The organism is Halobacillus sp. Cin3 (assembly GCF_947311855.1).
Classification (GTDB): Bacteria; Bacillota; Bacilli; order Bacillales; family Halobacillaceae; genus Halobacillus; species Halobacillus kuroshimensis.
In genome coordinates this window covers 69,158-94,082 of sequence record NZ_CAMZMV010000001.1, presented here as the reverse complement: position 1 = coordinate 94,082, position 24,925 = coordinate 69,158, and the positions used below count along the sequence as shown (strand labels likewise).

Genomic DNA, 24,925 nt, shown 5'->3' with positions numbered 1-24,925 from the left:
ACACCCGGTTGGAAACATTTGGGTACCGAACAAAAAAACGTCCGGCCCTTCTTTTGAAGAGCCGGACGTTTCCTCATGACGACATCGTTTGTTTTTCAGAGGCTTGATGGTTTTTGCGCCGGCGCCACATCATCATTTCCAGAGAGGCTATACAAATCAGCAGCCAGCCGAGACCAAGCGCGAGACCTGCTGCGATATCGGTGAAATAGTGCACCCCGATAAACGTCCGGCTTACAGCAATAAGAACGATTAACGCTGATAAAAGAACATTGATCGTCCATTTCCATTTTTTGCGAAGGGGACTGATCACGATCATATAGATCAAAAACCCGTAAAACGCCATCGCTCCTGACGAATGACCACTCGGAAAACTGTAGCCCACACCGTCATACTGCTCCAGCACTTCCGGCCGCTGCCGCTCAAACAGCAGCTTTAACCCTTTTGTTAACGCACTGATGCCGATCATATTGACGAGGAAGAACACCCACAGCCACCGGCTCGTTTTAGAAAAGAAAGCGAGATAAATCAGCGTCACAGCAGAAGCGGCCGTGATCCACCAGACAGACCCAAGCTCCGTCACCGTTCCCATGAACTGATCAATTCCAGGGGTGGACAGCGATGCTGTTATATTCGACACGGCCTGATCGACCGCAAATTTTTCGTCTTCCATCACATCCTCCGCCAGCTCAATAAAGCCGTAAAACGCCGCACCCATCAAAAAGAAGCCGATGATGACTGTAACGACAGAGGCTTTGGAGGGCTCGGAAGGATGAATACCACGGAATAGCATAATGATGATCTCCTTTCACCCAAGGTCAACTACTCTTCTCTTACCCCTCTCCACACTCTTTGCAAACCGCTGAAAATGCCTGGATCAGCCTGTTCGTTGATAGATATGCCATTTCGTTGATAGATTCATAAACGAATTGACATCTCCAGAAAATTATTGATAAAACCTTATTTTCATAGATAACCGCACAAAAAAGCACAGGAACAAGTCCTGTGCGTGCGTTCATTTCGGAGTCGGGGTCCCCTGGTGATGAACCATCTTCCACGTTTCTCCGTACTTTTTCCAAATTGAGCTCCGCCATGACGTTTTCCCTGTCTCTTTGATATGAAGCAGGAAGGTGGTCAGTGCAGCATCTTCGGCGAGCTGCTGTACTTGAAACTGCTCACATGTCAGACCGCGGTCCTCTTCCTGCGGCAGACGTTCCATCACGTGTTCTTTTCCGAAGACTGCCCCTGTACTGGATATTTCCTGGAAGTCATCAGCAAGCCGCCGGTCGAGCTCTTCTTTGGAAGACCTCACCTCCAGCGTTAACAGTTCCGTTTCCTGTTGATACAAATGGTCATGCAGATTCATGAGGAACGCTCCTTTCGTTCGATAAGTCCAAATTCGATCCCAGTCGGATCAACGAGATAGGCGAGGGAAAAATCCTCCGATTCCATTTTCCCCTTTACTACAAGCGCCCCACTTTTCTCAGCTTCTGCAAGCGTTTCATCAATGGAATAGACTTCCATATGGATACGGACGCGATGTGGAAAGTCACCACCGCCTTTGGAAATGCCGCCATAGATGCCGTTCTCCTTTTCAGTGGAAACCGGTGCATACCCATGGGAAGGATCCCCAACGTCCCATCCGAACACATCTTTATAAAACGAGGCCGCTGTTTCGGGCTGCGGGATGCTCAGTTCGAACCCTACGATCTTTCCTTTTCTGTCTGGCAGCCCGCTTCTCCTCCACTCATGAATGCCGCCCCATTAAAACAGGGGTTACCCGCCAGTTCTCTTCAAGCACACATCCATCTCCTGTAAGTGTCACCACGAGGTTTCCAGGCTTGGCGTTTGTCAACAGCTTCGGAAACACATCCGATTGATACTGCCTGTGATACACCTCTTTGGCCCAGCTCGATAAAATGAGGTAACAGGACTCACTTTCCGTATGTCCCGCAAAAAATCCGCCAGTCATACCGGGTGAAGCAGCCATCCCTGGATTCCAAACGTTTTCCTGTATGGTAAGAAAGCTGTCGAGTTTATCTTTTTTCACCTGCGTGAAAGCCAGACGAAGGAAGGCAGCCTTCTCCAAAACGTCTGCGGGGGAGGTGCCTGTGATGTTGTACAGTGATTCATACAGTTGGACGTCCAGCCTTTCATAAGTCCGTTCCTGTCCGGACTGATGAAACACCTCATCGTGGCTGTCCTTCATAAAAGCATCATAAAAGTGACGGTCCTTCCAGAAGGCGATAATAAAGGCGCGGTCGGGATGTTTTTTACTCCAGCCGCCGGCCTGCCCTAAAAACCCCGGGATTTCTCTGAGGAGACTCCATGAAGCCTGCGCTTCTGAAAAAGCCTCTTTCTTTTCAGGACTCACTTTACATTTCATTAATTTGATCAGCATGCAGATTCTCCTTATCCATGCACATGTACCCAGCCGGCATCCGACAAAAAATCTTTTCTTGTTAAGGACCGTTCTTCAAGAATTTCGCTTTAGGAAGGATGATCGCGTCATGAGACAACACAGCTATCACTGGTAAGACGAACTTCACCTTTTTTCACCACCCAGAATCAAAAACAGCGGAATTCTCATGCGCCGCTCATATTCCTCTTTCGTTTTATATGCATCCGGAGAAGGACAACCTTCTTTCAGTCCCGTTATCCGGAACCCCGCCTGCAGAAGCTCTTGAACATACACTTCTACGGGACGGTGATATTTGATGACCTCATGATCGATCCAATGTTCCTTCCGCTCTCCTCTATGAAAATAATCATCCACCACCCAGTTCGTACGCCCTCCAGGCTGATCAGACGGCGCTGTAGTCGATGTCAGAAGCGGATGCTGCACACTGAATACAAAGCGGCCGCCGGGCTTCAGGCCTTGATAGACGCTTCGGAAGACTACGGACACCTCTTCTATATAATGGAGCACCATCCTTGAAGTAATCAGATCATAGGATTCCGGTTCCATTCTAAAGTCTTCCACCATTGTATGGTGAAGACGAGCACGGGCGGTTTTCAGGTTTTCCTGTGCGGCCTTAAGCATGTTTGCTGACCCTTCTACTCCCTCATAGATCCGGCAGCCGGCCCTGCAAAGGTCCAATCCAAAGGAGCCATCTCCACAGCCGAGGTCCAGCACCCGCTGGTCATGAACCTTTCCCATCATGTTTAGAAAAGCCGGCTTTTCCATCGCATTATTCGGACTATCACGGCGGTTGCGCCGGTGTAAAAAAGCATCAAAAAATTCATTTTTGTCATAAATAGATGAACCTTTGTATCCCATCCTGCCCCTCCTGATCAGTCATCATAAAATTCCATATGCGGCTTCGTCTTTTTGTAATGATCCATCCTGTCCGCCAATGTCCCGGTATGAAACTCGAATTTATGCCCATCAGGATCTGTAAAATAGACCGATGACCGATCGCCGTCTTCCCGTTCCCTGCCGCTCAAAATGTTTACACCCCGGTCCTCCAGCTTCAAGACCATTGATGGGAGTTCGTTTTCCTCTATGGAAAAAGCGGTATGCGTGTAGGACGCCTGCTCAGGCCTCGGTATATTCTTTTCTTCGTTAAGGGCCAGCCATATCCCTGCAAGATCAAAATAAGCGGTCGTTTTCCCCTTCGCAAGCAGACGCGCGCCAAAAATGTCCTGATAAAAATGGATGGACTGCTCCAAGTCTGAGACCGAATAAAGAAGATGGTTTAATCCAACTGCCCTCACCAATCGTCACCCTTTCTATGAATCTTTATTTATTATTTCAAAATAATTGAAGGTTTTCAATCTTCTTCCACACAAAAAAACCCGGGAATGAGTTTTCATTCCCGGGGTTCACCACAGCGGCACGTGTATGCGTCAAAGGTGTATTCTTTATAAAGCAGGGGAGCTGATTCATCCTCCACCGGCGTTTGGTATACGTGGACAACAGGAGCCACATCCTGGGCGGCCGCTTTGGCTGCAGCGGCTTTTATATCCTCTTCCTTTTCAATTACATAGCTGTTCATGGCTTCAAATAATGATTCGTGCGGACAGACATCATAGGTGACCGCTGTAAAAGCACTCATGATACGCCCCCTTCTTCTTCATAATAATCAAGTACAGCATCTACATAATAGATATCCCCATAACAGGCATCATACTGCTCAGCTTCTTCCCGGATACAGCTGTATTCCCCCGTACCCTTCAACTCTTCATATTTTTCTGCTGAAAAAGAAATGGCCAGTTCCTGTGTATATTCACCGCCACGGTTCATGACATAGTCGATGAAACCGGCCCCGAAGTTATAGGCCTGCAAAGCAAGCTTGACATCGCCATCTGCCTTTTCCAGCGTTGTGGCAAAGTAGGACACTCCCTGCCTGATGGATACTTCCGGATCTTCTATACAGCCGACTTCCCCGCAATAGGACTCAGACGCCTGCATCGGGTCATCCCCTCGGCCGCCGGATTCCTGCATCATAAGGGCAAGCAGCACATCCGTCTGGTCTGCAATCCCCTCTTCGGCTGCGTATTTCTCCACTTCCTCTTCATACTGCCGGACATTGTTTGATAGCGGGTCCGTCTGTTCCTCAACGATACTGCTCATCACTCCACCACCGCCAGCTTCCTGTACAATGAGGTAAACAAGACCAGCCGCTAAAAGGAGAAAAAGAAAAGGTCTCCACGGACCGGATGTGTTTCGTTTACTGGATGCCATTGCCTTTCCTCCTTTTCTTCTCTATTCATCATACAATAAGATGAATAGATTGATAGAATAAATGCTCATGAAACCGTCCACAGGATAGCTTTTAAATATTGTAAAAGTCCTGGTCTTCTCCGTGGCCACTCTTGCTTATCGGTGGATGTCTGCCTCGGCCACATATGGCCTACACAGCCCTCCGGACCAGCTTAATGTTCTCTAACTTTAAAACGAAGGCATTGTTAAAGTTTACTGTAGATATTACTACAAAAGGAACTTCCTATTTTATGAAAGTTCCTTTTTTATATTTGACTTATTCAACTAAAGTCCCCTATACATGAATACTCGAGTTCAAGGTATGTTGGAGAAGATGTAGACTTAGCCCGTTTAGCTTTGCATGTATAAGCTATGTCTCTTCCCTTGAATTATTAAATATATAATTGTACTTACAAGCATTAAACAATATGTTGTATTTTGAGCGATCCCAACCATGTTGTTCCAGCTACTTCCCCCATTTATGATTATCTGCACCATTAACCCTATAGTTAGAATTAGGATGGTATAATGGTTCTTTTTCAATAAAAATCCTGCACTTCCACCTAACAATCCCCCAACAGCAGAAACTATGTACCACAACAAATACCTGAGTACTCTTTCAACAAATGAACTAGTTACTGTGTTGCTTCCATAGATATTGCTAATTACAAAGTAAAACGTTATAGCTGCTAGCGTATAGATTACTCCTACAATTACAGACCCTTTCAATTCCCTTGCAAATAAAAAACCAGCCACCATCGCTAGTGAAAACCACACTGGCAAAGAATTGATCATGACTGCTAAATAGGATACGACAAATTCAATCATCGTTATCTTTTCACCAAAGTATGGTAAATTATCTGATATAACTGAAAATATACCAACCAGCAATCCTATAGTACACGAAAAAACGGTAAAGCTTCTCCACCGAATCATGTGCTTTTTGTTCTCTTTCAATAAAACCACCCTTCTCCAGTTACTTATAATACGTCTTGTTATTATCAAGACGTATTTAGGAAGGTATTAGTTTCTTAATCTTGATAAGATATGTACTTGAGGCTGACCCAAATTAAGAATATCCTTCAATAAAAGGTGCACCATTAGGTTTAGGATTTGCCTCCGTTACAGGAAGACTAAATTCGAGATACTTATATTGCTACAGTATTCCATTCTATAATAGCTTCATACATACTATCCCTCGCTAATCACTCGATTTCCTTGAAGGTTCTTCTATCACAGGAGGTAACCTTTATTGATGATAAGCCCCCGTTACAGGAAGACTTGATTTCGAGGTAATTAAAGCTGGCTTCTACCTAATATCAGGTTCACATATAAGGAAAGCACAGTGTGCCAGTATCTCTTTTGAGAAACATTAATCTACTCAAACAGTTATGTAAAGTTATTGATTATTTGGAAACCATAAAGGATTCCATTTATAATTACACCTTGTATTAGTGAGATAACAATCAAATCCTTAAAAGCTTTTGTGTGCTTACTAAAATATTCATTCACTATTAAATTAATGAAAAATAAGATTGCTACCAAAAATAAAAAATAAATAAAATTCCACATAACAATTTTCACCTCAAATGCTAATAAATGCTGAAATCGAGTCTTGTACATACGGGGGGGCTTTTGTTCAATATTTATTTAAGCGGCAGAAGTACGGAATACCTTATACCAGACTGAAATTGATAAAAATCAGAAGGCCCAGATTTAAAAGTATTAAAGGATATTTTTTCCACCCAGGAACCAAAATACCACTTAATAAACCAAGAAGGGGCGCTGCAAACAGCCAAAGAAACATACCCATTGCAATAATTCCTGAAATGGAAAAGAAATAACTCACATATATTCGAATTCCGATCCACAACAACACAAAGACAAGCGCAAATAAAAGCGAAATTTTCCTGAAAATGGTCCAATGATTTTCAACTAATGAAAGTGCTACGTACACATAGTATTCTTCTTCTCCTGAATAAGACCTGTTCACTACAAAAGCATGAAGCAGTCGTTCAATGGTCTTATTCCCAGGTCTGACTGTACCCTCTTCATAATTCTCATTCATTACCCCAGAATCTCTAAGTGTCTTTTCTACGCGTGTTAATATGCTGCGTACATTTTCTCTTCTTTTAATCAAAAGGCTCATTCTCAAATAACATAATAGAAGAGCTAAATAAAACCATGCAAATATTTTTTTAAAAATGTAAAACATCCTCTCTAAACTTAAAGTTACATCTTTCGAAATAATATATTAAGTTTTCGGGAACAACAATTTATCAAAAATAATTGATTTCCCCTATCTTTAATTTGGATGAATCGCTTCAAATGAAAAACATTGAGAATTGTAGAGAAGTGAGTATAGTTAAATCAGCAGTAAGTTCTGCTTATTTTTGATTCACCATACTTGTCTTTATTTCAGTAAAGCCCCCGTTTACAAAATACTCGATTTCTAGACATTGCGTTTTACCTTTATTGGTTTATAAAGTAGATAAAAGTTAATGGTATCAAAAGTACAAATACACAAATCAGCAAGCATAAACTGTTTATTAATATCCCCTTTTTGCTTTTTGAGAGGTAAATTTCTCTGGATGAAAGAATAATTTCTGCTAATGCTGCTACTGAAATAATAGAAACAAACCAAAAAGAAATAAAAATAAAATCATTTGAGTATAGAACAGCCAAAGCAAGTATAGCAATTAATATCACAGATGTTAGTATTACAGAATACTTGGTTGGTTTTCTCATCGCTCTCCCCTTTTAATTTCCAATTATTTCAATAATTAAGCAATTGCACAACTCTAAACAGAAACCTTTTAGATATAATATCTTGAATTCAATTCTTAGGCCAACCTACAAAAAAGTAAAAGAGGGTAATCCTTTGTTTCAGAATTGCCCCCGTTTCTTTAAGACTCGATATCAAGATAATTACGATTATAATTAATTTAATCTCCCCATCAACAACGTATTGTAGTAATTATCATCAGATAACAACTTGTCTTTCTGTAATACACCTTCAACCTCAAAACCATAATTTTTATAAAGAGTTATTGCTTTCTCGTTTGTTTCCAGGACATTCAAAGTGATTTTCTTTATGTTATTTGCATCTGCCCAACTAATACTTTCTTTTAAGAAGTTCTTTCCTATTCCATATCCCCAATAATTCATCAATACACCTACACCAAACTCTACCTTATGAGAACTTCTTTTTAATGCATTTCCTTCACATCTAGAGAAACCAACAAGGGTTCCATTTACTTCAGCTACCAAGAAAATGGTGTTCAAACTTTCTGAGTCACTTTTGATTATATCCTTAAATCCTTCTTCGTTTATGTATGCTTCTCCTTTAACTCTATCCAAATTTTCAGTTTCACCATCTATCTGTAACCTTAATTCAGATAAAGCTTGCGCGTCTTTGAATTGTGCAGATCTTACTTTGTAATGGAGATTACAAACTTCATATTGTTTTGTGTTTACTATCATATTACTCCCCCTCTTAAGGCATCCCGTCGCACCCCCGTAACTTTCTAGATATAAAAGACAACTACCTTATTGAATAATTGCCCCCTTATATTGAAGACTCGAAATCAAGGCATTTGCTGCCTTCACTTCCAATAAAATTATGTGTTCATCATACTTTCAATTTTCCCTTTTATTGATGTGTTGTTGGTGAAAAGAATATAATTCTGATTATTTGTCCTTATAAAAAGTCTTTCGGTCGTGGCATATGGATACCCCATTCTTACTGCAGTTTTCTCTTCGCCACCATAAGTATCATCATCAATAACTTCTATAATGTCAGTCTTATGTATTTCCACTTTACTAAAATGCCACGAAATAATAACATATCCGTCTTTTTCTCTTACATTAATTCCAACCATAAATAACCCTCCAGGACAAAGACAAAATTTGTATTTAAAACTCATAGTACAGGTACGATTTTGTTTGAATTAAGTTTCAAAAGCTAACTATCTCGAAACTGAGTCTTATAGAAACCTGCCCAATACATTAAGAATGGGGGCAATTCTTCTGTTAAAGAATTGCCCCCATTACTTGAAGACTCGAATTCAAGATAAGTCTATCACTTGAATGAAAGGTATTTCAGTTGCTACCCATAAGTTCAAACCCCATAGATGAATTACTTTACTCCCGAATCCACAAACAATTGAGGCGGAGTAGTAGTAAGTTTTGCATTTACCCCGATTGGTACACCATAATTTGGCTGGCAATGACCAAAGTGAAAATTATCAACCACAGGAAAAGAAGCACTTACGAAGAAGTTTTGAAGCACTTTTCTTAATTCCAAACCTTCAGCTGATTCCTCATGAAAGTTACCTAAGACTACACCTTGAACCTCATCGAACACCCCTGCCTGTTTCAGATGAGTAAGCTTTAGATCAACAAGAAACGCTGGTTCTCCAACTTCCTCTATTAGTAGAATTGCCCCTTTGGTGTCAACTTGATAAGGTGTGCCCAATCCATTCGTTAGTAATGTTAAATTCCCTCCAACTAAATGTCCTTCTCCTGTACCATGAACTAGAGTGTTAAGAGCAGATTTATGAGAATCATAGGTCATTATTTCTTTGGTAAACAAAGGAGAAAACGAGGACTCTGTCTCCTTTGTTCTTTGTTCGTCATTCAGATCGGAAGCCACCATAGGACCGTGGAAAGTAACTAGGTCAGTCGATTTTTGAATGGCATTCAACAGATATGTAATGTCACTGTACCCCCAGAATATTTTAGGGTTACTTTGTATTTTTTCGTAATCGATCATAGGAGCAATTTTTGCTGTTCCGAACCCTCCATTTGCACAAACAACACCGCAGATAGCAGGGGCAAAAAACGCCTCGTGCAAGTCAGAAACCCGCTTCTGATAGACAGTTTCAGGCTCTTCATCTACATCAAACACATGACGACCAAGGACAACTTCAAGTCCCATCTTTTCTAATACGCGTTTTCCTTGTAAAAGGTGATCTTTATCTGGTGGTCCAGCCGGAGCGATAACTGCTACCCGATCCCCCTTTTGTAAAGCATTTGGTTTAATCATAAGCTTTCCTCACTTTCCATATTTCTGTTATTTGAAGTGATTACAGGACTATCTAAGCGTGAATTACTATATTGTACAATCGCCCCCGTTTCCATAAGACTCGAAATCAAAATAATACTTTGTCTTTAGACCTGATGTAAAATTACCCACCAAAGGAAAAACCGAATAGGAAGAGAAGAAATATTAAAAGGAATATTACACCGATGATAAGTGTAATAACAGGTACTATTCTCTTTTCCCTTTCTTTATTTAAACTCGTTAGCCCAAGTATGATGCCAACTACGCTTGTATATGGAGTGAATTTAATGAATTGAACCATGGCTCCAAAAAAGTTAATAGACATCATTCTCACAAACAAAACAATCTGGATGAAAAATATAACCAACATTAACAAGCATAACTTTCCTAAGACTGATTTTGGCACAAAAAACCTCCCTAAACCTTCAACTAACCTACCCAAGACGTTAAGAAGAGGAGTTCTTCTGTTTCAGAATTGCCCCCGTTTTTATAAGACTCAGTTTCAAGATAAATTTATAAACGACAACAAACTTACTCCTCTTAGTTTTACACAGAAAGGAAAAGGAAACTAGATATGTAAAAGGAGTTATACTAATGGAAGTATTAGCTGTCGTTTTAGTTATGATTGGCATAATAGCTGTCCGAGTGATTAGCTTTTTCTATCCAGATTGGAAAGCTATTAAAGGGGAGTATTTGTCAGAACGTAGACATCTTGGATATGGCGTGTTAGGAATTGGCATATTACTTGTAATGTTTATACTAAGTCAATTAATTCTAAGGATTTAGAACGAATGCCTTTATTAAGCAATCGCCCCCGTTAACGAAAGACTTGACTTCAAGATGTTAGAATGAATTTTCAATCGATGTATACGTTAGCATAAAAACTTTTCCAACTTTATTTCGTCTCTGATAGGAATACCATCATTACCTTCCAATGGAATTTCAGGTTTCAATTCCCTTGCTTTTCCAACTGCATTTCTAAATATATTCGCTAAAACATAGCCTCGCTTTTGGTAAAACCTAAGGGCTAATAAATTATCATTAGTGGTTATAAGGTTTATGTATTTACATTCTTTCTCTAATGCACCTCTCTCAACTGCTTTTATAAGAGAGGTCCCGACCCCTTTATTTTCTTCTTTGCTATCCAAAGAAATAATTTCGCATGTATCGTTGGTGATTATATAAGTAATTAAACCAATAACTGTCTTGTCACTATTTAACACCGCATATCCGTCCAGTTTACTACAATCATAAATCCCAGAAGAAATAACCATTTCTGTACTACCCCAATGCTGCTTGAAAAAATCAATGACTTTAGCCTGGGAAATATCACTTATTGCTGTAATCTCCATTAATGGTCCTCCAAATTATAGATAATTAGAATGTCACGCATTACACATTAGACAAAAGCTCTATTAAGCAATCGCCCCCGTTACTTGAAGACTCGAATTAGAGATACCTTCGAGCTTCCAAACTAACGCACTCTATACTTGAGGTCTACATTTGGAGATATTCTCATGCAGATCTTAAAATAACAACCGACTTTAGTGGGTGCTTAATATTTAGAATTTCTTAAAAAGGGAATTAATACCAAGCGTTGAAACCTATGATACACTTAGGTTGTCTATGTTTGAGGTATGAAAAATCTTATTTGTTAAAGGAACGGGTAAAACCTAACCTCAAAAGCAATTCAATTTAGAAATACAAAGATGGAAAGGCTGAAAGTTATCATATGAAAAAAGTACTTACTATTTTATTTTTGTTTTCACTTATTATGCTAGCTGCTTGTGGCTCTAACGAAGAAAAGATTGATATTGATAAAGAAAACAAACAGGAAAGTGTAAACCAAGAACCCCAAACTGAAGACAGAGTGGAGGTTAACCTTCCTGCCTACCTCTTTCAACGCCAGACATCAGAAGATGTTATTGAAGGTGTAGAAGGAGAAGTAAGCATAACGGCGAATGAGAACGGGTCGTATTCCTATAAAATGTCCAATTCCACACGTGAAGAAATAATGAAGGAAATTAAAACAAATCTTCCTGAGACAATTGAGGAACTAAAAACAAGCCGAGATTTAAACTATGCTTCTCTACAAAAAATCACTTACAACGATTCCTTAACTGATTTTACAATGGTTGTAGAAAAGGAAAGGTACGTAAATAGCTTGGATAGTTCCGCTTCTTTCAGTTTAGGGATGGCTGGAATGATGTATCAGCTATTTAATGGCGCAAATCCAAATGAGTATTCAGTTTCTGTCCAAGTCAAAGACGAAGCTTCTGTTGGAGTGTTCGATGAAATTGTTTTTCCCGACAAAATGGAGCAACAAAAATAAGCTTCAAAGGCACCAAAACATTATAGGACTTCCATAATTATGGAAGTCCTATTTTCTATACTAACAGAACCTAATAATAAGGGCACAGAAGCACAGTTTTAATTTAATTTTGTACGCTGTTTTTAAGGTGCGCATTGTATGCCTGGAAAGATGCCATATTAAATTATTGACTCTAAATATTCGCAAAAGCACTCTTCTCAAACACGCTTACCAGGGTGCTAAAGCACCTATTACCGTACCAACAACAATACCTATAATCCCTATCACAATTAATCCAGTCCCTTGTTTACCAACATCATAATCCCTTCTCAAAACAACTCCCATACTAATAGCAACTGCTCCAAGAAAAAATGGAAAAAAACCAAAAGCTAATATAGCCGATAACCAACCTATAGTTAATAATATTACTTTACCATCCTTCTCTTTTTCGATAACGTATCCCCTTCTCATTACTTTTTCATCACCAAATTTTTCACTACAAATACAGAAAGTGAGTAAAATAACTGTTTAAGAATTGCCCCCGTTTATGTAAGACTTGAATTCAAGATAAATGAAGATTTAATAAAACATAACAATCCAGTATTCAAGACACCCCAGCCTTATTAAAGCGGTGGATCGGAGTTATTCTGTCCCTTCACTGTATCGTCTTTCTTACTCGCCTATAATACAATAAGGAACGAACAGAAAAATAACCGAATTCTATAATGACGATGGTTTGCACAACTACCACCCAAAAGGTAGAATCTAGAATTTCCCCCTGAAGAATACTACTGATCTTCATTGTGATTAACCATATATATAGAATCACCAAAGGTAAAAATATGCCCCCCTGCCACAGAGTAACTCGTTTGGCATGCTTTAACTTTTGATGTGGGTCACTGTACAGCTGGGGTTTTTCCTCATCATTAGTGTACGTTTTCGCCCATAATGTCCAAGACATGAACGGAGAAGAAGAATGAAACAATTGACTCCATCCTTGATCACTATGCATATAAAAATAGTCCGACTCAACCGCTTTTTGAAAATCGGCCGCATAGCTTACCGTTCTCGGTTCTCCTTCACTGAAGGAAAAACGAAGTCCAAATCTGCTGACTTTTTCTAAGCGATATCCTTTTTGTTCCATACACTCCAACCATTTTTCTAAACGGTCAGGAGCAAACGCCCAGGCTAACCGCCATTTCGTAAACTTGATAAGGCTCGAGTTCCGTTCTGTAGAAAATGATGGATCTACTTTTAGTTTTTTCAATCCTTTATGTAACGTCAGTGTTGAATAAGGAACTACAGTCCAAAGCGTCAGTCCTACAGTAATGGTTATTGCCCAATAAGGACTGGGAACGAACGTCGCCGATCCACCACCTAAAAGTACTGTGAGAGTAAGTATTCCAACAATCCCGGCAACGACAAGCATATAAATGAAAACAGCCATGAAAGTATAGAAATGAACTTTGTTTCTTGAGGCCATATTATCCCTTAGAGGCTCCTTGTTCGCAGCACCTTCATGGCGAATCATTCTCCAACGACCTTCTTTCGTGATTGATTTCCAGCCCGCCTCTACTAAAGCTTGTGGGAAGTGGTCAACCTTCTCATATTGAAGTCTATAGACACAGGTTTTAGGATCCTCTCTTTTAAAATGGAACTTCCTTGACCACCGATTGAATCCAGTCAAAATAAGCCCTTCACTTGCTTTCTTTTCTAGCCATTGTTCCGTTTTAATCGGGTCGTAACTCCAAAAGGGTCGAAAAATCGATGTGGTCATAAAAACTCCCCCCTATATCGAATCGCATTGTTATAAAGCTCATTCAATCTTTCTATCTCAATTCTCATGATCCTTTTACCGTCTTCTGTAACTTCATATACTTTTTTCCGCTCACCATCTGCGTATTTAACGATCAAACCATCGCGTTGCATCTTCGTCAATGTGCCATAAACGGTCCCCGAACCTAAATTTATTCTTCCTTTTGTCAGATTCTCTACGTGTTTAATGATGCCGTATCCGTGGCGGGGTTCAGTTAATGCAAGCAAGATGTAGAAAGCCGTTTCGGTCATAGGTATGTATGTTTTTTCAGGCTTTTTCATTAATCTAGCCCCTTTTTCCATTTTTAAGTATGTCACACTACGACTATATCACACTGTGACATAAAGTACGAAAATTTTTGGACATAAACTTAAAAGTTATCTAACCTTCTAAATTTGAAAAAAAAAGAGGTTCTTCCATTTCGCGGAAGTTCCTCCTTTTAAAAGGCTTATTAAAATAAAGCCCCCGTTAATTGAAGACTCGATTTCAAGATAATCAAAGCCAGGGGTTTTATGGCTTTAGTGCTTAACTAAAGTTACTTATTTTTGAAGTAAGCTTTTGCTACAAAATTCTCAATAAACTTTCTAAGGTATTCGTCTTGAAGCATTAATTTTATTCTATAAGAAGACTTATCAGATTGATTCTTCTCACGTTGATAAATTTTTTCATTCCCTTCCAACCAAGCTTCAACACATTCTTCTGCTGTATCACAATCACCTACGTCTACACCATAAGTTCTAAATTTACCACCTATAAGGCCATTAAAATTGGAATATACCCTTCCAAAGTGACTTTTCATAAGCTCATTAGTACGCCTTAGAGCTTCCTGCTGATGATTTCTAAAATAGGTTTCAACTTCTTCTCTGTTCATTTAAATACTCCTCTATAATTGTTATCTTGCTATAACTTATTATTCACTTGTAGATGCAGCTTCTTTGTTTCCTATATCTATTTCGTTTTCACTTAAACCATCTTCAGTTACAACTTGTTCAACATTTCCCATCATCATTTCGTAATGAGAACCATGCCCCATTTTATAAAAAATCCGCATGAATACATCTAAATACTTTTCCACAGCATCTAAACTTCTCTCTACATATAAATCTTCATTAATATGATGGGAACCATCGTGTAACCAAGAAATTAATGATCTACAGATCATTTTTTCTTCATCCTCAAACTTATTGACTATATTTGTTAAATTAATTCCTCCAAAGAAAGTAAAATAATTTTCCAGAATTCTTCTCATCACGTTTTGAGTGGTTATTAAGCTTTGGTTCTTTAAATGGAATAACTCTTTCCACATAAGTTCATAAGAAGACTTAATGGGATTTTCATCATATTGTTGAACATAAGATTTGTTATCTGTTTTTCTAACAATCCAAAACGATTCGTCGCTGCGAGATTGTTTTGATTGTTTGAATGAAACTTCTTTATGGAAGTAAATATTATGTGTCAGTAAAATCAATTGTCTAGCATCTCCTGTATCGCTTCTTACCTCCTCAATAATTTCTCTAATAAGATTACTTACTATAAACAGAATATTGCTATCTAAACTAGATATCGGATCATCTAACACTACTATTTTATTAGTAGTGATTTCTTCACTATCTGTACTGCCCTTTAATAAATTATAAAAATAAAGGAAAGTTATAAACGTCTTTTCACCTTCACTTAGTGTATTATCTACATCTTCCCCGTTTTCCCGTACTATCTTATAATGACCTTTCTCAGAGGCGGTATCTAATTTGAAATTTGTAAAACCAAAGGAGTTTAACCTCTTATTTATCTCATTTACTGAGTGTTTAATGTTTGTAACTTGCTTTTGAAGTCGAGAAAGCTCTTCCTCCAATTGTTTCCTATGGTTAACCTTGTTTTTCAATCCAGTTTCCCTTCCATTTATTTCTTTAAACAACTGAACATCTTTTGACTTATATCTGGAATAATTCTTCTTATTTTGCTCAATCAAATATCTCCATATATCTTCAATTAATATCTCTCTAGCTTCTTTGGCATTAGTCACTAAGACATTATTTTCTGTGATTAACTCATTTGCTCTTTTAATTTCAGCATTTACATCAATGATGTTCTGAGAAACATCTCGTAAAACAATAACCTTACTTGGTTCATTAATTTTACTCTTAATTAGGTTCATATTGTCCTTTATCTTAGCTTCAATTAATAGAAAGATATCATGGAGCTTACTATTGTCTAAATAATCATTTTTTTCTTTAATTAATTCTTTTAATTGGAATATAATACCTTCTGCATATTTCTCATAGATCTCAGAAAAATTTTTCAACCTATTTATTTGATCAGAGTATGTTTGGTCAAAGTAACTATGTAATTTAGCATCTAACTCCTCTGGGAGTTCTTGCTGACAGAATGGGCAAATACCATTAGAATTATGCATATGTTCATGCCCTTGTAGTACCCAATCACTTATGCTTAATTTATTTATTAAGTTAGAAATGTCTACATCATCTGCACCAATTATTTTTGTATTTAGGATAGAAATATCTTGGAACTCAATAGTGGATTGTATGAGACGTATAGTGTCTCTTTTAACAAGCTCCCGTTCAAAAAGTGCCTCTTTTCTCTGGACTAAGTTTTCAAAGTCCTTTAATTCTTTATTATTATCAGTTTCCTCTATAAATTTTTTCAGTAGTTTCTTTTTGTCCTTATTATAACCTGTAAATGCCTCTTTGAAATATGGTTTATAATTATCTCTTATTCTCCAACACTCTTCCATAAAAATCCTTTCATTACTGGACCTTTCGTCTTCTTTCTTTTCTAACCCTTCCCTCAAGTCGCTAATTTTTTCTCTATGTTTCACTATATCTTCTTTTTTTTCCTTAATTTGTTCTATGGTTTCTTTTTGGTCTTTTCCTAAAGTGAAAATACCTTTTATAGATTCGTTCTGTCTAAAGTTCTCTTCAACAAAATTTCGATTATAAACAAATATCTTGTGGTCAGGTTTAGCTTTCGTTATATGGCAATCTGGAAATTGGTCATAGTTACGCAACACTTCAGAAATAGTTGTTTTTCCAGAACCATTGCTTCCATAAAAGTAATTCACTTTTTCTAATCCTTTAATTTTTGCACCCTCATTGTCATAAGTTGCTACATTTCTCAAGAAAATTTCACTTATCATATAATCCCCCTTTTGCATGTGAAAAGAACTAGCTTAATCCACATTTTACCACAGAAAGTTATGTTATAAGGATACAATTATCTCGAAACTGAGTCTTCAACTAACCTGCCCTTTACTGGAATACTCAGTTTCAAGGTATATATCCAATTCGGGGCAAAAAATTCAATGATTACATCGTGAAAGTAAAAAATCTAAAGTTATCATAATAGAATGATCGTTTGCATTCTTCGTATATCAGCAACAAGCTTTAACAGTATCCAAACTAAAAAAAGCTGTCGAAAGCTTTCTCGACAGCCTTGAAGCCTCCTATAATGGACGGCTTACATTATTCATTCAAATAAATCATCTGAGGTTTAGGATGACTTAAAAAGTCATGATGTGAAATCGTCCAGGCATACGCTCCGGCAAATTCAAAAACGACAAGGTCACCCACACGAAGAGCATCCACCTTCTCCCCGCGGACGAGCACATCATTCGGTGTGCAGAGCTCCCCTGCGATCGTTACATTCCGGTCCAAAACCTGAGGGCGGGGCCAGGGTTTCTCCCACCCCTCTACAGGAATGACCTGGAACGGATGACTCATTTTCCACGCCGCCGGCAGACGTAGATGATGGGAGCCGCCGCGGACAAGGGCAAAGGCATGCTCATGGTTTTTCTTCACGTCCAGAACCTCTGTTACATAATAACCACATCCGGCTGTCATATAGCGTCCCAGCTCCAAAATCACTGTCATGTCCCCGGCTTCTTTTTCTAATTGTTGGAGACCTTTAACGAACGTCGTCCAGTCAAAAGGTGTGTCCGGGTCCCAGTAATTAATACCGATGCCTCCCCCGACATCGACGGTTTCCAGATCCAGATGGAACGCACCGGCCCAGTCCTTAGCCTTCTGGATGCAGAGACCGGTAAAAGCTACGTGCTTTTCCGCATCGAGGTTGTTGGACATGGCGTGAAAATGGAAACCTTTCACATCGACATGATCCAGTCCGGCCGCAGCCTTCAGAATATCCGGCATCTGATATTCATCAATACCGAACTGGGTGGGTGTTCCAGACATCATATGATGACTTTCCGGCACATCCTTTCGAAGGTTGACGCGCAGCAGGACAGGCATGACTTTTCCAGATTTCCCAGCCGCTTCATTGATCCGGTATAGATCGTGGAGGCTCTCCACATTGATGTACCGAATCCCTTTTTCTACAGCGGATGCGATTTCCCTGTCTTTCTTAGCAGGCGCACCGAAAAGAAGCGGCCGTTCTCCCCCTGCTTTATTCATCTCCTCCTCTGATGCTGTGTCAAAACCATCTACGATAGGAGTAAGCGCCGATAAAACATGAGGGTCCGGGTTTGCTTTTACAGCATAATACAATTCACAAAAGTCCGGCAGGCTCGACTTCAGTGATTCCGCATGGCTTTTCAGCTGCTGCAGGTCATAGACATACGCACAGGCGGGGTCTTTTCCTTGATGCTCTTCATTGATGATCTTCTGGATATCCATTCCTTATTCCTCCACAACCTGACGCCCTAACGGATTCGGCACTTCATTGTACCCATACCCTTGACTGTTCGTAAGACGCATTTTTGTCAACGATTTGTGCATGACCACAGGCTGATAGAGGAAATCACGGTCTTCCTTCACAGCCTTGTCTGATGCTTCATCAACTGCCAGCTCGTCCAGTATCTGTTCACACTGCTGTTTCACCACGTCCCAGAACCACGTCTCTCCGGCATTTGTCCACTCACTCAGCTGGCGGATGATTTCCCCGAGGTGATTTTGGAAGACCGTGTAATACAGCTTATGGTGCATATCGGACAAATTGTTTGTCACACTGACAGAATCAGCGGCAAACGCCGGGGTATGACCGCGGCTGCGGAGACGGTCTGTATAAATGCGCGATCCGCCCCAGTCACGAAAGAAGAAACGGGAAAGACGGCCGTTTTTGAAGACGGGAATACTGTTCTGCAAATGCCCCTCCAGGGCGATGCCGTATTTCACCATCAGCTTCAAATAACCGGGAAGAACCTTCTCAACATAGGTCTTGAAAAAGGATTCCGATGCTTCTGCTATCGTAAGTTTTTCACAGCGGCTCAGTTCTTCGATTATATCTCTCAAAACGGTCCGGCCGCTGATCGGAGATTCGGCATAGAGGGCCATTCCAGCCACCGCCCATTCTTCATCCTCCAAATGATGATCGATGTCTTCCCGCAGCAGCATTGTTAAATTCCTGCTTTTAAGGCGGTCGTCCGATTGGAAGGCCGCACCGGAAAGCTCCATCAGAGGAACGAAGCTCTTCATATCTGATTCTTTCTCGTAGATGTCCTGAATCAGACGGGAAAAGACAGTGGAATTCACAGCCGTCTGCATCGAAATCGACCGGATCGTGGATGTCATCTGACTGTTGACCGCCAATTTCATGACCGGTTCATTCCCTCTCGGGGCCACAGTTCGAAACGATGAGGTAGCTTCCGCATCCAAGTATGGCTGATCCAATAGAACAACCACCCCGCTTTTTATCTCATTTTCATAAATAACGGGAAGAGCGTTTTCCATCTGCCACGGATGGACAGGGATCACCTCATACTCCCCCGCTTCATACCCTTTATCTGCAAGCTCCCGTCGGGCAGCCGTTGCCTGATCCGAAAAGTACTCCTCCAGGCCGGTCTCTGTCATAACAAGCGCACTCCGCCTCACAGCCGCAAACCGGATGGTAAACGGCTGATGAAATTCAGGTGAAAACCGGAACACATCTGGATAGGAAAGACCGAGTTTCGTCTTAGCTCCCGGGTGTAAATGATGCCCCTCGACGACAAGTTGTTCGAAAAACAATCCTGGCGAAAATCCGGACCCTCTTTTAGAGGCCAGATAAGAAAACAGTGTATCCGCTCCAAGGTTATAGGCTTCCTTCTTCACTCCATCCTTCCATACCTCATCAAAAGCAAGTGCCATTGTTAAATTCGCCGTTCCATTATTCAGTTCCCGTGTAAATGGGAACAGGTTCGGAAAATCCTCCACGGAAAATAATAGATGAAGAAGGTCAGCCGCTGATTCCACACGCCGGCAGCCTTCGCTGGAGACAAACAGGATTCCCTCCGCCGTTTCAATCATTTGGAAGGCAGATACCCGGCGGATTGGAAATAAGACACCATAATCACCCCGGCAGATGAACAGATAGTCCCTGCCTTCTTCGAGAGGCTGGTTTTTCAGCCCCTTATACAGAGGCTCTTCGGAGACGGGGATTCCATCTGCCAGCAGCGTCCCACGCTCCACTTCAACCTTCCGAGCGGTTTGATACATCCCCTGAATGTTCTCGCGAAGGATCGAATCGGCCAGTTTATGCAGAATTCCCTTTCTCCCGTTATCTCTATGTTTATGGAAATAGGATACGAGTTCCGGGTACGAAGTGGTCAGGAACTCCAGACACTTCTCCTCTTCAAAAATCGGTCGGGGCATCGTGTGAAGATCTGTAGGAATCATTTCTTCGTCACCTCCTTTGTCAGTGGATTGGGAGCATCCACATAACGATAGTCTGTATATTGATCTGTGAGTCTCATTTGAACGAGGGCTTTCATCTTAGACGGGCCGGAACATAAGGCCCTCTCGTCTTCTTCCGCCTCTCGTTGAATGGAAGGAAGCTTCTTCAACTCTTCATATTGATCATGAATAACCCTTCGGACTTCATCCCACATCTCATCCTCTCCACAGCCAAGGGATCTTGCGAGAGCCGTAATGATTTCGCCGAAGTGATTATGAAGCAGCGCATGAGAAAAGACATGCAGGAGATCCTCCGGCTGCTCGGTCAGCAGGTTCGTAGCCGGATCAATCGGCAGCTGATCAAAAAAGCGTTCGAGCCGCCCGCTCATCATCCGGATGCCGCCATAATCTCTCAAAATGATACGCTCAGGCCGTCCCTTTGAAAATACAACCACACAATTCTGCAGATGGGCTTCCATTCCAATACCATACTTCGTCAAAAGCGTCAGAATCGGCGGGAGGACAGCCTCCGCATAGGCTTTGATAAAAGATGCTGCCGTTGAATGTTCCATCGACTCCATCATTTCCCGGGCAATTAACCGACCGCTGATTGGGGAGTCAGCTACAAGAGCAGCCGCCGGGACAGCGACTTCGTCTTCATTCAGATCCTGTTCCGGATTTTCACGTAGAATGGCTGCCAGATTCTTCTGCTTTTCATGTCTGACGTCAGCAGATAACGGACCTTTGGGTTCGTAGTGTAGACCGGCGGATTCCTTCATCGCAGACAGACGCCCGGCCAAATCAGGGTCCTGACTTAACAGGGTTTCAAAAAGACGGGATAAGGCAGGACCGTTCTTTGTTGAAGCGGCGGACACGGTCCTGACTGCACTCGTCATTTGTACGTTCACAGCCGTTTTTATATGATGGCGGGTGACGCTTCCTTCGGGAGCAAGGGTACGAAAAGAAATCAAGGCTGTCATTGGAAGGGTGTACGCCGGGACCGGAAATACCAGACCGCTGTCCAGTTCTTCCTTATAGTCCGGTTTTATCGTATGCTCCCACTGCCAGGGATGGACAGGAAGAAGTTCATAGTCCTCCCTGTTGACTTCCTTCTGTCTGCAGGCCGCTTCAAAAGCATGCTCCAGTCCTTTATATTCTTTGAATAAAATGGATGAAGCTGTTTCCGCCCCCATCGTCGTCTGCCGCAAGACGTCTTTATGTACCGCTGCAAGAATGACACCTGGATTCCCCGCCCATTCCGGCGCAAAAGTGCGGATGTCTTCCGTACTCAAACCCATTCGCGTGCGTGATCCGGGATGGATTGTATGTCCCTGAATGACCCACTGTTCAAAATAGACGAGTGGACTGAAAGAAGCATTCTCCCGTTTTTTATGTTCCACATAGGACAGCATCGTTTCCGCTCCCCGTCTGCAGGCTTCATTAACGGCTGTCGTTTTCCTGATGGATGCCGCCTCAAGGGCCAGGGCATAGTTTGAAGCACTGTTGACCATTTCATCATAAAACCGCTGGACGGACTCTTTTTCATCAGGGGCATACAGGAAATCCAGCAGCTGTTCCGGCGTTGTGACCGCAGACTCTGCCCCATTATCGTCTATATGAAAGACACGGCTGATGTCTATTTGGCCGAGCATGTATGTTTTTTCCACGATTACATGGATCATTCCTCTTTTGGATTTCAAGTGGATTTCTCTGTCCCCATTCTTCCATTCATAAGCAAAAACATGCTCACGTATGATGGCTTGAAGAAGCTGATGGAGCACAGACAACGACGCTTTTTCTTGATGTTGAAGTTTACTTATTTCTTTCATTTCTGTCACCTCTTGCCGGGGTTCATTTTATGTACCGGGGTCTATTCCCTCAAACAATAGGGAATAATCTCCCCATACTGCCTGTAACGTTAGAATACTCTTCTTCCCCCTCTGGTTATGCTCTACCTGTTGTCCAAAGACAGAAAATATTTTATACTTGATAATGATTATCACTATAAAATCACATGTAGGAGTCATATTTATGAAGACTGCATTCCAAAATATTCAAAAAAACCATCGCATCTATATCGGGAGACCGCATGCCGGACATGTCTCACACAACGTCACAGACCTGATTGAAAACAAAGAAAACCTTGAGCGTCTGTTGACCGCCCAGGCGGACAATCTTGCAGCCCCGAATCTGTCTGTTGCCGGGCTGTTATTTGGAAAAATGTACTCGGTTCTTACGATGGGTCTGTTTGAATCCATCGTCCGTCATGGCATTTTGTTTGATGGACACCCGGAGCATTATGGGATTCAACAGAAAGAAAAGAACGTCATGAATTACATCCTTGCGGAAGACTGCGCCCATAAAGTCGAAGATGTATCCGAGGAATATGTAAAAGCACAGATTCGTACGTTCATCGTACATCATCTCCAGCCGTTGTTCCAGACAGCCGCCCACGTCTCCAAATGCAAGGCTGCCCATATGCGTTCCATCGTTTCCCACAACCTGCATCAGCGCATGTGTGCGCTTGAAAAAGAAGGGGTGGATCCGGATCAGCTGGAAAAAGTATTCCGCTGGTTCACATCAAACGAGCTATTCCATGAAAATGAGCGCAATCCGCTCTACTTCAAATTCCGTTGGTACACCTCTGAAGAGGGAAAACAAACTTATGTCCGCCGGCACTGCTGCATGAAATATATGCTCCATGATGCGGATAAAAGCAAATGCTGCCCGACCTGCCCGCTCATATCCGATAAAGAGCGCAGGGACCGGATATAAGGAAAACCCCCGCCAGGCTTACACACTGGACGGGGGTTGTTTTTATGCTTTCATTTGATTGTATTTCTGTTCTACGAGCTGGACGAGCGGATGACCGGCGTCCAGACCTGAAACGCGGGCCAACGTGGATTGAAGTCCTTCGTTTTTCAATTCTTCCTGGATTTCAGCTGCTTCCGGATCCTCCTTATAATCATACAAGAGGGCGGCAGCAATAACTTCTGCCAGGTGGGACGGCTCTTCGTTCATACGTTCAGCATACTCGAAGGCTGGACGAATCAGACGGTCTTTCGGTCCAAGCTTCCTTTTCGGGGCACGACCGACGCGGGTCACTTCATCAGATAGATCCGGGTTTTCAAAGCGCTCGATGATTTTATCGGCATACGCTTGATGTGTTTCTTTGTCAAAGCCGTATTTCTCTACAAGAACGGCCCCTGTTTCAGCAAGCGTACCACGAAGAACATCCTTCACTTTTGGATCATTCATCGCTTCCATAATCGTTTTATGACCATAATAATAGCCGAGATAAGCAGGAACCGCATGCCCCGTGTTCACGGTAAACAATTTCCGCTCAATATACGGCGTTAGATCACTGACATAGGTAATGCCTTCGACAGCCGGGCGCTCTCCTTTAATTGCCGGCGTTTCCACAACCCACTCATAGTAAGGTTCTACCTTGACGGCCAGCGGATCTTCGTTAAACTGGTCAGGAACAATACGGTCGACCGCTGCGTTCGGGAAACCTGTTTCTGCAAGCACAGCGTCCGCTTCATCACCCTCAAGATGCTCCAGAACGGAGGCTTTTAACGATTCACTACCACCAATCATGTTCTCACAGGCGATCACATTCACAGAACCACCGTTGTTCCGGCTGCGCTGCTTCAAGCCTTTAGCTAAGAGGCCTGAGATGACAGAGAGAATGTGGGGGCCGACCGCTGTCGTAATCAGATCCGCTTCAGCAATCGCTTCAATAACGGCCGCTTCCTGCTGGATACTGTTCAAACCGGAAACGTGATGGACTTCCAGGGATTCAGCTGAGCCGGCAAGCTCCACCGTGTAACTCCGGCGTTCATTCAACTGATTGATCAGCGTTTCATTGACATCGACGAAAATCGTTTCGAATCCTGACTGGTCCAGCAGAGCCCCGATAAACCCTCTGCCGATATTTCCTGCTCCAAAATGAACGGCCTTCATGTTATTCCACCTCGCTGAACATTTGAATGACTTCTTCCTTGCTTTCTGCTTCAATTAACTTTTGTACGTTTTCTTCTTCCGAACATACAATCGCAATTTGAGAAAGAATTTCAAGATGCTCATCGCCTTTACCAGCAATACCGATCAACAGCTTCACGATGTTTCCGCCTCCGAAATCCACACCTTCTGGTACCGTCACAACACTGATCCCTGTTTCAAGTACCGCTTTTTTTGCACCTTCTGTACCATGAGGGATCGCTACAAAGTTACCCATGTATGTGGAAGTCAGCTCTTCACGTTTCAGCATTTCATCAATATAGGACGCCTCTACATAACCTTGACCATTTAAAATACCGCCTACATAACGGATCGCTTCTTCTTTCGTCGCCAGGGTTTGGTTCAGTTCAATGTTTTCTTTTGTCAAAATGTTGTTAGACATGAT

General features: G+C 41.6%; 28 protein-coding genes. 3 read left to right on the top strand and 25 right to left on the bottom strand.

Annotation, left to right across the window (positions count from 1 at the left end):
- Positions 1-73 precede the first annotated feature (73 nt).
- The 14 genes from QMA39_RS00475 to QMA39_RS00410 form a co-directional block, all read right to left on the bottom strand.
- Complete coding sequence (locus QMA39_RS00475; protein WP_281657687.1) at positions 74-790, bottom strand: phosphatase PAP2 family protein; 717 nt, start codon at positions 788-790, stop codon at positions 74-76.
- A gap of 222 nt (positions 791-1,012) precedes the next feature.
- Complete coding sequence (locus QMA39_RS00470; protein ID WP_027953666.1) at positions 1,013-1,363, bottom strand: DUF4440 domain-containing protein; 351 nt, start codon at positions 1,361-1,363, stop codon at positions 1,013-1,015.
- A complete protein-coding gene (locus tag QMA39_RS00465; RefSeq protein ID WP_340689452.1) occupies positions 1,360-1,686 on the bottom strand; it encodes a VOC family protein in 327 nt (108 codons plus the stop codon). Before QMA39_RS00465 ends, QMA39_RS00470 begins: the two co-directional genes overlap by 4 nt.
- A gap of 58 nt (positions 1,687-1,744) precedes the next feature.
- Positions 1,745-2,398, bottom strand: a complete 654-nt coding sequence (locus QMA39_RS00460; protein ID WP_206931872.1) for a YdbC family protein — start codon at positions 2,396-2,398, stop codon at positions 1,745-1,747.
- A gap of 144 nt (positions 2,399-2,542) precedes the next feature.
- Positions 2,543-3,277, bottom strand: coding sequence for a class I SAM-dependent methyltransferase (locus QMA39_RS00455; RefSeq protein ID WP_027953664.1), 735 nt, complete (start codon positions 3,275-3,277; stop codon positions 2,543-2,545).
- Between the two features lie 14 nt (positions 3,278-3,291).
- Positions 3,292-3,714: a metallothiol transferase FosB gene (gene fosB / locus QMA39_RS00450; RefSeq protein WP_206931870.1), complete on the bottom strand. Its 423-nt coding sequence runs from the start codon at positions 3,712-3,714 to the stop codon at positions 3,292-3,294.
- 95 nt (positions 3,715-3,809) lie between these two features.
- Positions 3,810-4,055, bottom strand: a complete 246-nt coding sequence (locus QMA39_RS00445; RefSeq protein WP_206931867.1) for a hypothetical protein — start codon at positions 4,053-4,055, stop codon at positions 3,810-3,812.
- A complete protein-coding gene (locus QMA39_RS00440) occupies positions 4,052-4,684 on the bottom strand; it encodes a lysozyme family protein (RefSeq protein ID WP_027953661.1) in 633 nt (210 codons plus the stop codon). The genes QMA39_RS00445 and QMA39_RS00440 overlap by 4 nt, the downstream gene beginning before the upstream one ends.
- Positions 4,685-5,053: 369 nt before the next feature.
- Positions 5,054-5,659, bottom strand: a complete 606-nt coding sequence (locus tag QMA39_RS00435) for a hypothetical protein (RefSeq protein ID WP_281657686.1) — start codon at positions 5,657-5,659, stop codon at positions 5,054-5,056.
- Positions 5,660-6,377: 718 nt separating this feature from the next.
- Positions 6,378-6,842, bottom strand: a complete 465-nt coding sequence (locus QMA39_RS00430; RefSeq protein ID WP_281657685.1) for a hypothetical protein — start codon at positions 6,840-6,842, stop codon at positions 6,378-6,380.
- Between the two features lie 332 nt (positions 6,843-7,174).
- Positions 7,175-7,450: a hypothetical protein gene (locus QMA39_RS00425; RefSeq protein ID WP_281657684.1), complete on the bottom strand. Its 276-nt coding sequence runs from the start codon at positions 7,448-7,450 to the stop codon at positions 7,175-7,177.
- Between the two features lie 192 nt (positions 7,451-7,642).
- Entirely contained in the window at positions 7,643-8,185 is a 543-nt protein-coding gene (locus QMA39_RS00420) for a GNAT family N-acetyltransferase (RefSeq protein ID WP_281657683.1), read from the bottom strand.
- 137 nt (positions 8,186-8,322) lie between these two features.
- On the bottom strand, positions 8,323-8,583 hold the full coding sequence (locus QMA39_RS00415) for a hypothetical protein (protein WP_160842218.1): 261 nt from the start codon (positions 8,581-8,583) through the stop codon (positions 8,323-8,325).
- A gap of 257 nt (positions 8,584-8,840) precedes the next feature.
- The gene (locus QMA39_RS00410) at positions 8,841-9,749 is read right to left on the bottom strand and encodes an LD-carboxypeptidase (RefSeq protein ID WP_281657682.1); all 909 of its coding nucleotides are present in this window, start codon (positions 9,747-9,749) and stop codon (positions 8,841-8,843) included.
- A 612-nt stretch (positions 9,750-10,361) separates the two neighbouring features.
- Here QMA39_RS00410 and QMA39_RS00405 point away from each other — a divergent pair.
- Entirely contained in the window at positions 10,362-10,553 is a 192-nt protein-coding gene (locus QMA39_RS00405) for a hypothetical protein (protein WP_281657681.1), read from the top strand.
- An 86-nt stretch (positions 10,554-10,639) separates the two neighbouring features.
- On the opposite strand, the gene QMA39_RS00400 is transcribed toward QMA39_RS00405, so the two are convergent.
- Positions 10,640-11,119 (bottom strand): GNAT family N-acetyltransferase, encoded by a 480-nt coding sequence (locus tag QMA39_RS00400; protein ID WP_281657680.1) that lies wholly within the window; start codon positions 11,117-11,119, stop codon positions 10,640-10,642.
- 380 nt (positions 11,120-11,499) lie between these two features.
- Between QMA39_RS00400 and QMA39_RS00395 the strand changes: the two genes are divergently transcribed.
- On the top strand, positions 11,500-12,099 hold the full coding sequence (locus QMA39_RS00395; protein ID WP_281657679.1) for a hypothetical protein: 600 nt from the start codon (positions 11,500-11,502) through the stop codon (positions 12,097-12,099).
- A 207-nt stretch (positions 12,100-12,306) separates the two neighbouring features.
- Here QMA39_RS00395 and QMA39_RS00390 read toward each other — a convergent pair whose 3' ends face one another.
- The 8 genes from QMA39_RS00390 to QMA39_RS00355 all read right to left on the bottom strand — a co-directional run bounded on the left by QMA39_RS00390 (position 12,307) and on the right by QMA39_RS00355 (position 22,346).
- A complete protein-coding gene (locus QMA39_RS00390) occupies positions 12,307-12,549 on the bottom strand; it encodes a hypothetical protein (RefSeq protein ID WP_281657678.1) in 243 nt (80 codons plus the stop codon).
- Positions 12,550-12,733: 184 nt separating this feature from the next.
- Positions 12,734-13,855, bottom strand: a complete 1,122-nt coding sequence (locus QMA39_RS00385; protein WP_281657677.1) for a DUF2812 domain-containing protein — start codon at positions 13,853-13,855, stop codon at positions 12,734-12,736.
- Positions 13,852-14,175 (bottom strand): PadR family transcriptional regulator, encoded by a 324-nt coding sequence (locus tag QMA39_RS00380; RefSeq protein ID WP_281657676.1) that lies wholly within the window; start codon positions 14,173-14,175, stop codon positions 13,852-13,854. Before QMA39_RS00380 ends, QMA39_RS00385 begins: the two co-directional genes overlap by 4 nt.
- 254 nt (positions 14,176-14,429) lie before the next feature.
- Positions 14,430-14,765: a topoisomerase gene (locus QMA39_RS00375; protein ID WP_281657675.1), complete on the bottom strand. Its 336-nt coding sequence runs from the start codon at positions 14,763-14,765 to the stop codon at positions 14,430-14,432.
- 39 nt (positions 14,766-14,804) lie between these two features.
- The gene (locus tag QMA39_RS00370) at positions 14,805-17,048 is read right to left on the bottom strand and encodes an AAA family ATPase (RefSeq protein ID WP_281657674.1); all 2,244 of its coding nucleotides are present in this window, start codon (positions 17,046-17,048) and stop codon (positions 14,805-14,807) included.
- Between the two features lie 325 nt (positions 17,049-17,373).
- Positions 17,374-18,543, bottom strand: a complete 1,170-nt coding sequence (locus tag QMA39_RS00365; RefSeq protein WP_281657673.1) for a type III PLP-dependent enzyme — start codon at positions 18,541-18,543, stop codon at positions 17,374-17,376.
- 3 nt (positions 18,544-18,546) lie between these two features.
- Positions 18,547-20,520, bottom strand: a complete 1,974-nt coding sequence (locus QMA39_RS00360; protein ID WP_281657672.1) for an IucA/IucC family protein — start codon at positions 20,518-20,520, stop codon at positions 18,547-18,549.
- Positions 20,517-22,346 carry an IucA/IucC family protein gene (locus tag QMA39_RS00355; RefSeq protein ID WP_281657671.1) on the bottom strand — a complete coding sequence of 610 codons (1,830 nt, stop codon included), beginning with the start codon at positions 22,344-22,346 and terminating at the stop codon, positions 20,517-20,519. Before QMA39_RS00355 ends, QMA39_RS00360 begins: the two co-directional genes overlap by 4 nt.
- Before the next feature lie 202 nt (positions 22,347-22,548).
- Between QMA39_RS00355 and QMA39_RS00350 the strand changes: the two genes are divergently transcribed.
- Complete coding sequence (locus QMA39_RS00350) at positions 22,549-23,292, top strand: hypothetical protein (RefSeq protein ID WP_281657670.1); 744 nt, start codon at positions 22,549-22,551, stop codon at positions 23,290-23,292.
- A gap of 42 nt (positions 23,293-23,334) precedes the next feature.
- On the opposite strand, the gene QMA39_RS00345 is transcribed toward QMA39_RS00350, so the two are convergent.
- Entirely contained in the window at positions 23,335-24,483 is a 1,149-nt protein-coding gene (locus QMA39_RS00345; RefSeq protein ID WP_281657669.1) for a mannitol-1-phosphate 5-dehydrogenase, read from the bottom strand.
- 1 nt (position 24,484) lies between these two features.
- A complete protein-coding gene (locus QMA39_RS00340; protein WP_281657668.1) occupies positions 24,485-24,922 on the bottom strand; it encodes a PTS sugar transporter subunit IIA in 438 nt (145 codons plus the stop codon).
- Between the last annotated feature and the right edge of the window lie 3 nt (positions 24,923-24,925).

Excerpts from the sequence above, each read along its gene's own strand:
- QMA39_RS00475 (WP_281657687.1), bottom strand. The coding sequence starts at position 790 with ATGCTATTCCGTGGTATTCATCCTTCCGAGCCCTCCAAAGCCTCTGTC.
- QMA39_RS00470 (WP_027953666.1), bottom strand. The coding sequence starts at position 1,363 with ATGAATCTGCATGACCATTTGTATCAACAGGAAACGGAACTGTTAACG.
- QMA39_RS00460 (WP_206931872.1), bottom strand. The coding sequence starts at position 2,398 with ATGCTGATCAAATTAATGAAATGTAAAGTGAGTCCTGAAAAGAAAGAG.
- QMA39_RS00455 (WP_027953664.1), bottom strand. The coding sequence starts at position 3,277 with ATGGGATACAAAGGTTCATCTATTTATGACAAAAATGAATTTTTTGAT.
- QMA39_RS00445 (WP_206931867.1), bottom strand. The coding sequence starts at position 4,055 with ATGAGTGCTTTTACAGCGGTCACCTATGATGTCTGTCCGCACGAATCA.
- QMA39_RS00440 (WP_027953661.1), bottom strand. The coding sequence starts at position 4,684 with ATGGCATCCAGTAAACGAAACACATCCGGTCCGTGGAGACCTTTTCTT.
- QMA39_RS00425 (WP_281657684.1), bottom strand. The coding sequence starts at position 7,450 with ATGAGAAAACCAACCAAGTATTCTGTAATACTAACATCTGTGATATTA.
- QMA39_RS00420 (WP_281657683.1), bottom strand. The coding sequence starts at position 8,185 with ATGATAGTAAACACAAAACAATATGAAGTTTGTAATCTCCATTACAAA.
- QMA39_RS00415 (WP_160842218.1), bottom strand. The coding sequence starts at position 8,583 with ATGGTTGGAATTAATGTAAGAGAAAAAGACGGATATGTTATTATTTCG.
- QMA39_RS00410 (WP_281657682.1), bottom strand. The coding sequence starts at position 9,749 with ATGATTAAACCAAATGCTTTACAAAAGGGGGATCGGGTAGCAGTTATC.
- QMA39_RS00405 (WP_281657681.1), top strand. The coding sequence starts at position 10,362 with ATGGAAGTATTAGCTGTCGTTTTAGTTATGATTGGCATAATAGCTGTC.
- QMA39_RS00400 (WP_281657680.1), bottom strand. The coding sequence starts at position 11,119 with ATGGAGATTACAGCAATAAGTGATATTTCCCAGGCTAAAGTCATTGAT.
- QMA39_RS00395 (WP_281657679.1), top strand. The coding sequence starts at position 11,500 with ATGAAAAAAGTACTTACTATTTTATTTTTGTTTTCACTTATTATGCTA.
- QMA39_RS00390 (WP_281657678.1), bottom strand. The coding sequence starts at position 12,549 with ATGAGAAGGGGATACGTTATCGAAAAAGAGAAGGATGGTAAAGTAATA.
- QMA39_RS00385 (WP_281657677.1), bottom strand. The coding sequence starts at position 13,855 with ATGACCACATCGATTTTTCGACCCTTTTGGAGTTACGACCCGATTAAA.
- QMA39_RS00380 (WP_281657676.1), bottom strand. The coding sequence starts at position 14,175 with ATGAAAAAGCCTGAAAAAACATACATACCTATGACCGAAACGGCTTTC.
- QMA39_RS00375 (WP_281657675.1), bottom strand. The coding sequence starts at position 14,765 with ATGAACAGAGAAGAAGTTGAAACCTATTTTAGAAATCATCAGCAGGAA.
- QMA39_RS00370 (WP_281657674.1), bottom strand. The coding sequence starts at position 17,048 with ATGATAAGTGAAATTTTCTTGAGAAATGTAGCAACTTATGACAATGAG.
- QMA39_RS00365 (WP_281657673.1), bottom strand. The coding sequence starts at position 18,543 with ATGGATATCCAGAAGATCATCAATGAAGAGCATCAAGGAAAAGACCCC.
- QMA39_RS00360 (WP_281657672.1), bottom strand. The coding sequence starts at position 20,520 with ATGATTCCTACAGATCTTCACACGATGCCCCGACCGATTTTTGAAGAG.
- QMA39_RS00355 (WP_281657671.1), bottom strand. The coding sequence starts at position 22,346 with ATGAAAGAAATAAGTAAACTTCAACATCAAGAAAAAGCGTCGTTGTCT.
- QMA39_RS00350 (WP_281657670.1), top strand. The coding sequence starts at position 22,549 with ATGAAGACTGCATTCCAAAATATTCAAAAAAACCATCGCATCTATATC.
- QMA39_RS00345 (WP_281657669.1), bottom strand. The coding sequence starts at position 24,483 with ATGAAGGCCGTTCATTTTGGAGCAGGAAATATCGGCAGAGGGTTTATC.
- QMA39_RS00340 (WP_281657668.1), bottom strand. The coding sequence starts at position 24,922 with ATGTCTAACAACATTTTGACAAAAGAAAACATTGAACTGAACCAAACC.